General features: G+C 55.7%; 7 protein-coding genes and 1 pseudogene. 6 read left to right on the top strand and 2 right to left on the bottom strand.

The window, feature by feature from the left end:
* Positions 1 to 28 precede the first annotated feature (28 nt).
* Positions 29 to 322: an SET domain-containing protein gene (locus tag WS91_RS32925; protein WP_082758168.1), complete on the top strand. Its 294-nt coding sequence runs from the start codon at positions 29 to 31 to the stop codon at positions 320 to 322.
* A 17-nt stretch (positions 323 to 339) separates the two neighbouring features.
* On the opposite strand, the gene WS91_RS32920 is transcribed toward WS91_RS32925, so the two are convergent.
* Positions 340 to 1359: an AraC family transcriptional regulator gene (locus WS91_RS32920; protein WP_082758167.1), complete on the bottom strand. Its 1020-nt coding sequence runs from the start codon at positions 1357 to 1359 to the stop codon at positions 340 to 342.
* Between the two features lie 18 nt (positions 1360 to 1377).
* Positions 1378 to 1830, bottom strand: a complete 453-nt coding sequence (locus WS91_RS11565) for a GNAT family N-acetyltransferase (RefSeq protein WP_059575746.1) — start codon at positions 1828 to 1830, stop codon at positions 1378 to 1380.
* Between the two features lie 563 nt (positions 1831 to 2393).
* Between WS91_RS11565 and WS91_RS11560 the strand changes: the two genes are divergently transcribed.
* The 5 genes and pseudogenes from WS91_RS11560 to WS91_RS11545 form a co-directional block, all read left to right on the top strand.
* Entirely contained in the window at positions 2394 to 3239 is an 846-nt protein-coding gene (locus tag WS91_RS11560) for an ABC transporter permease (RefSeq protein WP_197419431.1), read from the top strand.
* Complete coding sequence (locus tag WS91_RS11555) at positions 3226 to 4077, top strand: ABC transporter permease (protein WP_059575743.1); 852 nt, start codon at positions 3226 to 3228, stop codon at positions 4075 to 4077. The genes WS91_RS11560 and WS91_RS11555 overlap by 14 nt, the downstream gene beginning before the upstream one ends.
* Entirely contained in the window at positions 4074 to 5105 is a 1032-nt protein-coding gene (locus tag WS91_RS11550; protein WP_059575741.1) for an extracellular solute-binding protein, read from the top strand. Before WS91_RS11555 ends, WS91_RS11550 begins: the two co-directional genes overlap by 4 nt.
* Positions 5106 to 5693: 588 nt before the next feature.
* Positions 5694 to 5999, top strand: a complete 306-nt coding sequence (locus WS91_RS32910; protein WP_060822419.1) for an H-NS histone family protein — start codon at positions 5694 to 5696, stop codon at positions 5997 to 5999.
* 335 nt (positions 6000 to 6334) lie between these two features.
* Positions 6335 to 6652: pseudogene (locus WS91_RS11545) on the top strand (phage late control D family protein); the annotation flags it as partial.

Raw genomic sequence — 6652 nt, 5'->3', positions numbered from 1 at the left:
GGCCAACACGAGCGCTCGATAACCAATCATGCCTCACGTGCGCGCCGGATTGCGGACGGCCTTCGCGAGGCGCTTACTCGACGGCAGCATTGAGGGCAACAGCGCACGTTGGCTCAACCACGCGTGTGAGCCGAACTGCCATGCCGTCGAGTCGAAGAATCGCATCTTCATTGAGGTGATCCGGGATATCGCACCGGGTGACGAACTTTCGCTCGACTACGGCTTGGAGGTCGTCGGATCGAACTCGGAGAAAGTTCGCCAAGAATATGCTTGTCACTGCGGCAGTGCGCGTTGCCGCGGTACGATGCTTGCCCTCGAATAGGCCCCAGCAAATCGGAATCAGTCGATAGTAACCTGTGACCAACGCCTCATCGCGCGGCTAAACGCAGAAGCATTTTTGTATCCAAGTCGAGCCGCTATTTCTTTGGCGGTATAGTGCCGTTCAGCGAGGTATTTCGAAGCGATATCTTGGCCCACAATGTCTTGCAAAGCACTAAATGACGTCCCCATATCTTTAAGCTTGCGCTGCAAACTGCGCAATGACATACCAAGCCGATCGGCGAACTCGACAACATCTTGACAGATCGGATTTTCATACATCAGGCAAAGCAGTTGCCCCACGAGGTCGGTCGGCATCCAATGGGCCAATTCAAACTCCCGTTTTTCGCAGGCTTTTTTTGCCACCTCATATTCAATGGGATGAGCAAGGGGTAATTTCGTCCGTAAGATTGAAGCATCAAATTCCAGGAAGTTTACTTCAGATTCAAATATTGCAGGGCATGAAAAATACTCAGAGTAGCTATCCGCGTGAGAAGGCCTTGAAAAAGTAAATCCGATGCGCGTGAAATTCGGTGACATTCCTGTCAAATCAATAATCTGCCTGCGGATTGCCGTAAAGCACATGTCTGTGTTAATAACAAGTAAATCGTGTCGATATGTGTAGCCACCGACAATAATTCGAGCAACTTCGCCATCGACCAATAACTTCATCCGAAAATAGCTAATCCCTAGCAATGGGTGTTCAAACGCGAGGCGCATCGCGTCACCAAGCGTGGGGCTAACAAGCATTGCGTGAGCCCGAAGCCCATACGCCGTCACCGGTATCTCGTTACCGATATGAAGGCCGATTGCGGAATTCCCAGTGGCTTTCAGCGCATTGGCAAATAAGACCATCTCCTGAGCATGCGTCACCATCGCGTTGGGACGCTCGACGTCGGAGGGTGAAATACCAGTCCCGTCCAGCAGAGTCTCTCTGGACAATCCAATACGCTTCATTACCTCAAGCGTAATGAAAATAGTATGAAGCGGCGCAGGACGCTGCGCCGCGGTGCGATTGACCGCCATGGCTACTGGCCTCATCCAACATCCTCGGATAGCTTATTCTCTCAGCGACTTTGAAAAGGTGACCTGGCAGCCGTATTCGTCCAACTCACCACGCTCCCATCCGAGATGCTGATAAAAGCCGTCGGCACGCGAGCCTGGATCTGTCACCAACGTGACCCGGTCCACTCCATTGTCTCTCAGCCATTTCACGGCGCGCTCGAGCAACTCGCGCCCAACACCCATACTGTGAAAGGTCGGTCTAACAAACAGAGCAGAAATGAACGGCGTATCGGTCATGACCGGCAGGCATACTCCGGCCGCCTCGCCGTCGCATTCGCAGATCCAGCCGCCACCCTGGCGAATCTTCTCGATCAAAAGGCTGCGGTTGAGCAAATGGATCTGATGTGGGTGGATCCTATTCTCGGTTACCGAGAAGCGGACGTCGTAAAATGCACCGATGTCACCCTCTTTCATAGGGCGGTATTCTAAACGCTCGGCCGTAATCATATTCGTTATCTTCTCTCTATTTTGCATCGTGAAACGCCCGATGTCTGCTCATCGAGCGCGCGTGCGTGGTACGATTGTTACACATTTCGGATCATCATCTCGATTTTCGCCAGACTTCGCTTCCTCGCTATGCATCGTACGCAAGCGATCGCACTTCGCGGCTTCCGATCACGCAAGAACCACCATAATGGTGCCGCTCACCGCTCCATATATGAACCTCGTCACCAGGCAGTTGCTCATAGTGATGAGAATCATTAAATCCGCTACCACGCCGACATTCTCATATTGCGCGCAATAATCGCAGCCTGAGCGTTGCGATAATCAAAACAGGTCAATCAATTAGCGTCGGCGATGAACTGCGGTAACAATTTTGGCGCTTGGAGATAACAGATTGACGCGATGGGCACCGATCCGTTCTATAGAATATGGCGACCAATTTGCAAGACTCTCGTCCGCACGAGCTAACCGATTCGAGGTAATTGGTGGTGTTTAGAATACCCACACTAAATCTACGCAGATCAGGGCAAGTGGAGCGATTGATTTTTGACCCTCTGCTGCTCGTCATGATTTTGGGCGTCGTTCTCCCACTGGCGGTGCTAGCCGTTTCATCAATCAACGCGCCACTGGAGTTTGGTGGGGTGGCATGGGGCGAGTTCACGCTTCGAGCGTATCAACGGGTGATCTTCGATCGTGATTGGGATGGGTCTCTCGTGCTTCAACAAGGCTATATCAGCATCTTCATTCGATCGATGATGATGGCGATATCCGCGACAACAGGATGCTTGCTCCTTGGATTCCCAACCGCGCTGTTTATTGCGACGCGCACGTCGAAGTGGAAAGCCGCGCTGCTAGTGCTGGTGACGATCCCGTTCTGGACTTGCGTTGTTGTGCAAATGACTGGATGGATTATCGTCATGGCCGACAACGGGCTAGTGGCACAAACCTTGAGCTTTATGGGGCTGCTTCGAGGTCCGCTCGGTCTTTTGTACACCGATCTCGCAACGCTAATCGGTCTCGTCTACGCGTTCACTCCGTTCATGATTTTGCCGATCTTTGCCGCACTCGACGATTTCGACTGGCGGCTGGTCGAGGCGGCGTATGACCTCGGCGCTCACCGAATGTCAGCCCTGTTGCAGGTGATCGTGCCTGTCTGCTGGCCGGGCGTCATGGCGGGCATTGGACTAGTTTTCGTCCCCGCGCTTGGGGCGTACGCCATTCCGGGCTTGCTCGGTGGCAATCATGCGTTCATGGTCGGCAATCTGATCGATTTTCAGTTTGCCGGCGGTCGTGATTGGCCCCTCGGGGCAGCGATGTCTTTTGCGCTACTCGCCTCCGTGCTTCTGGCGATGCTCGTACTGCGCCTGAAGTCGATCCTCCAGCATCGGGAGCTCGGCCATGAATTCGCATGAGTTGCGCCGGTTTCCATTGGCGGCGGGAATCGCGATTACCGTATTGCTGTTCCTCTACCTGCCATTGTTGGTCGTCGGTTGGATGAGTTTCAACGATGGACCTTCTGCGCTCATGTGGGAAGGGTGGGGCACACGGGGCTACATCGAGGCCTGGGCCGATCCTACGCTGATTCGTGCAGTGCAAAATTCGCTGGTCCTCGCTCTGGGATCGATGGTGCTTTCTACCGGACTGGCAACAAGCGCCGCCGTCGCGGCGTGGTCGCGCAGGGAGCGACGAGCAGTCGATCTGCGTACGGTCGTTATCGCGCTGCCGCTGGCGATTCCCGAGGTGGTGCTCGCGATTGCAACGATGATGCTCTTCTCGATGTTCGCGCTTGACGTTGGCTTTGTCGCCCTTCTGTTTGGTCACGTGGTGTTTTGTGTCCCGCTCGCGTATCTGCCGATCAATGCGCGGTTGAAGACGATTGACCGCACGTTGCTCGAGGCAGCCGCTGATTTATCGGCTCCACCATGGGCTGCATTCCGTCAAATTACGTTGCCGTTGGTCCTGCCCGGTATCGTCGCAGGCGCGCTCCTCTCGTTCGTCGCCTCTATGAACGACTACGTCACGAGCTACTTTCTGGCGGGCGCCGGGATGAGCACCTTGCCGATGTACATCTTCAGTTCCCTGAAGATCGGGATATCGCCGAAGGTCAGCGCGGTTTCCGTCTCGGTTGTTGCCCTTTCGTCCATTCAGTTGCTGACGGTTTGGGCGCTCGGGGCGCGCCGCGCCGGCAGATCCATCGGCACCCGTGTTGACACGTACCATTCAAACATTCAAACAATGAGAGCCGTATGAAGAAAATTATCGGGGCAATGCTGCTCGCTGTCGTTGGAACCACGACGGCGGCAGAGCTCCACGTCGGTAGCTGGCCCGTGATTATGCCTGTCGCGCTATTGAAGAAGTTTCAGGCGGAGACGGGAGTCGAGACGACGCTTGACACTTACGCGAGCGATGCAGCGCTAACGCAGAAGTTGCAGGCCGGTGGCGGCGGGTACGACGTCGTGATCGCCGGCGACTATTACGTCCCCGTGTTGGTAAGGTCCGGCCTGCTGCTCAAGCTCGATAAGAACAGGTTGCCGAACATGGCAAACATCAAGCCGGAATACCGCCATCCGAGCTTTGATTCCGATCGCAACTACGCGATCCCGTTTACGGTCGTACTGACTGGCTTCGCCTATGACAGCGCGCGCGTGCCTGGCGGGAGGCTCGACGATAGTTGGAAATCTCTCTTTGAACCACCTGAGGCGCTGCGCGGCCAGATCGGCGATTTAGACGTCGAAGAGGAGTTGTACATGGCCGCGAGCTGGTATCTGGGCCAAGATGAGTGCACCGAAAATCCGGCTGATGCAAAGCGGGTACTTGACGTCCTGCAAAAGCAGAAGCCCTTCGTGAAAACGTATAGCAACGACGGCACAGTCGATCGCCTCGCGTCCCGTCAAATCACCGTTCAACATGTCTGGAACGGCGCCGCAGTGCGTGCGCAGGAACGCCTCCCGAGCATCAAGTTCGTCTATCCGAAGGAGGGCGTTCGGCTGTTCATGGACAGCCTGCTCATCCCCGCGAAAGCCCGCAATGTCGATTCCGCCTACAAGTTCCTCAATTGGATGATGCAACCGGAGAACATCGCGTTGGTGACGAATGCGGTTCGGTACAACAACGAGATCATCGGCTCCGATCGCTACGTTGATGCAGCGTTGCTGAACAACCCAGCAGTCAAGACGCCGGAGCAGTACAAGGCACGGCTCCGGCCGTACAAGTTGTGCTCGCCGGCCGCGATTCAGTTGCGCAACAAGGTCTGGTTGAAGCTGAAGGGGAATCGATAAGCTGCGGTGACGATCACGGCTTCCCCAAAAGTGATTTGAAGCGAAGCGGCGCCAGGCGATGCTGCGAACATTGCCTGACGCCTAACCTAGGTGCACACATTGAGAGACCACCATGGCTGACCGTATTCTACGGGAACATCGGCACACCTGTCGTTTCGCTGTCGCAACGTTTGCATTCACCGCGACGCGATCAAGATCGTGGCACTCGAATCCACAGTGCACGCGCCAGTTGCGCGCGATCAATATATCTCCATCGGAACGCACGAATGCTTCCGACTGCTCGATGTGCGGACGTCGTCTAACGCCTCGCTCCGGTCGGTGTCCGGCCGAGAATTCGGTTGCCCAGTCGAACAAGATTCGTTGCACTTCCATCTGATGCTCGGGCGACACCTGACCGTCCGACTCGTTTAGGCCACCGCCTGCTGCCCTCCGATCTGCCTCGGAGCAGGCGGTTTTGCGATCGTCGGTATCGACGATCGCCTTTTTATTCACACCGTGTTGTCGCATGCCTGGCACACAACACCCGCCCCTGACGTCGCACGGCGCTCGGATGCGTGCGTCTAAACGTAATTCTATTGGAGAGAAATTGTGGCAACTTACGAAGAACTGAAAGCTCAACTCGATGCACTCAATAAGGAAGCCGAAGTAGCTAGAGAGCGTGAAATCTCCGCGGTACTTTCGGAGATTCGAGGGGCTGTCTTGAAGTACGAAATTCGGCCAGACCAGATCTTTCCGCAATGGACTCGCCTTCGCTCGCCAGACAAGCGGCGTGGCCCACTTCCGCCGAAATATCGGAACCCGATGACGGGCGAAACGTGGAGCGGTCGAGGCCGATGCCCAAAGTGGATGGCTGGCCTGCCGCGCGACGAATTTCTTGTCGATCGATTTGCTTGATCAGCAATCGAGCACTCCGCACGCGCGCTCATTGAAAGACACATGAAAATTCGAACCAGTAGACGGAGATTTCTCCGCTCTCGAGGTCCATTTCGACGCAAGGGACGCTGCGGCCAATGCTCAGCGGACCAATTTCCCGAATCGACCTGTTAACTCTGACAGGTCAACTCCATGTTGTAGAACCATCCGCTGTCAGCGCGATGGTAAATCTTCGTTAATTTGGCCGCCATTTGTCTCAGCCTTGATAAAATTAACGCGCCGTGAGGAGCGCCTCAATCACATCACGAATCAATGCTCCTCCAATTCGAATCCAAGCAGAAACCTGAGAGTCTTCCGTGACCAATTTGAACGATACGCTACGGGGTTTCGCGTCGGGGGCGGTCGACTGGAATAAACGTCCGGTCGCGTTGCACTTCGGCGCCGCGCAGGCCGCGGTCGGCCATCTGCTGGCGCTGCAGCACGCGAGCGTTCAGGAAGGCTTGATGTCCGGGATTCGCGGGAGTCTGACCTGCGTGTCGACCCGCCACGACCTGCCGCCCGGCGTGTTGCTCGGCATTCCGGTATCGATCCGGCTCGTGACCGACCGCGGACAACCGCATATGGTGAACGCGATCATCAGCGACGTCCAGATCGGACAAAGCGACGGCGAACTC

The organism is Burkholderia sp. MSMB1498, assembly GCF_001526245.1.
In the GTDB taxonomy this organism is placed as follows: Bacteria; Pseudomonadota; Gammaproteobacteria; order Burkholderiales; family Burkholderiaceae; genus Burkholderia; species Burkholderia savannae.
This window is presented reverse-complemented; position numbering and strand designations above follow the sequence as displayed.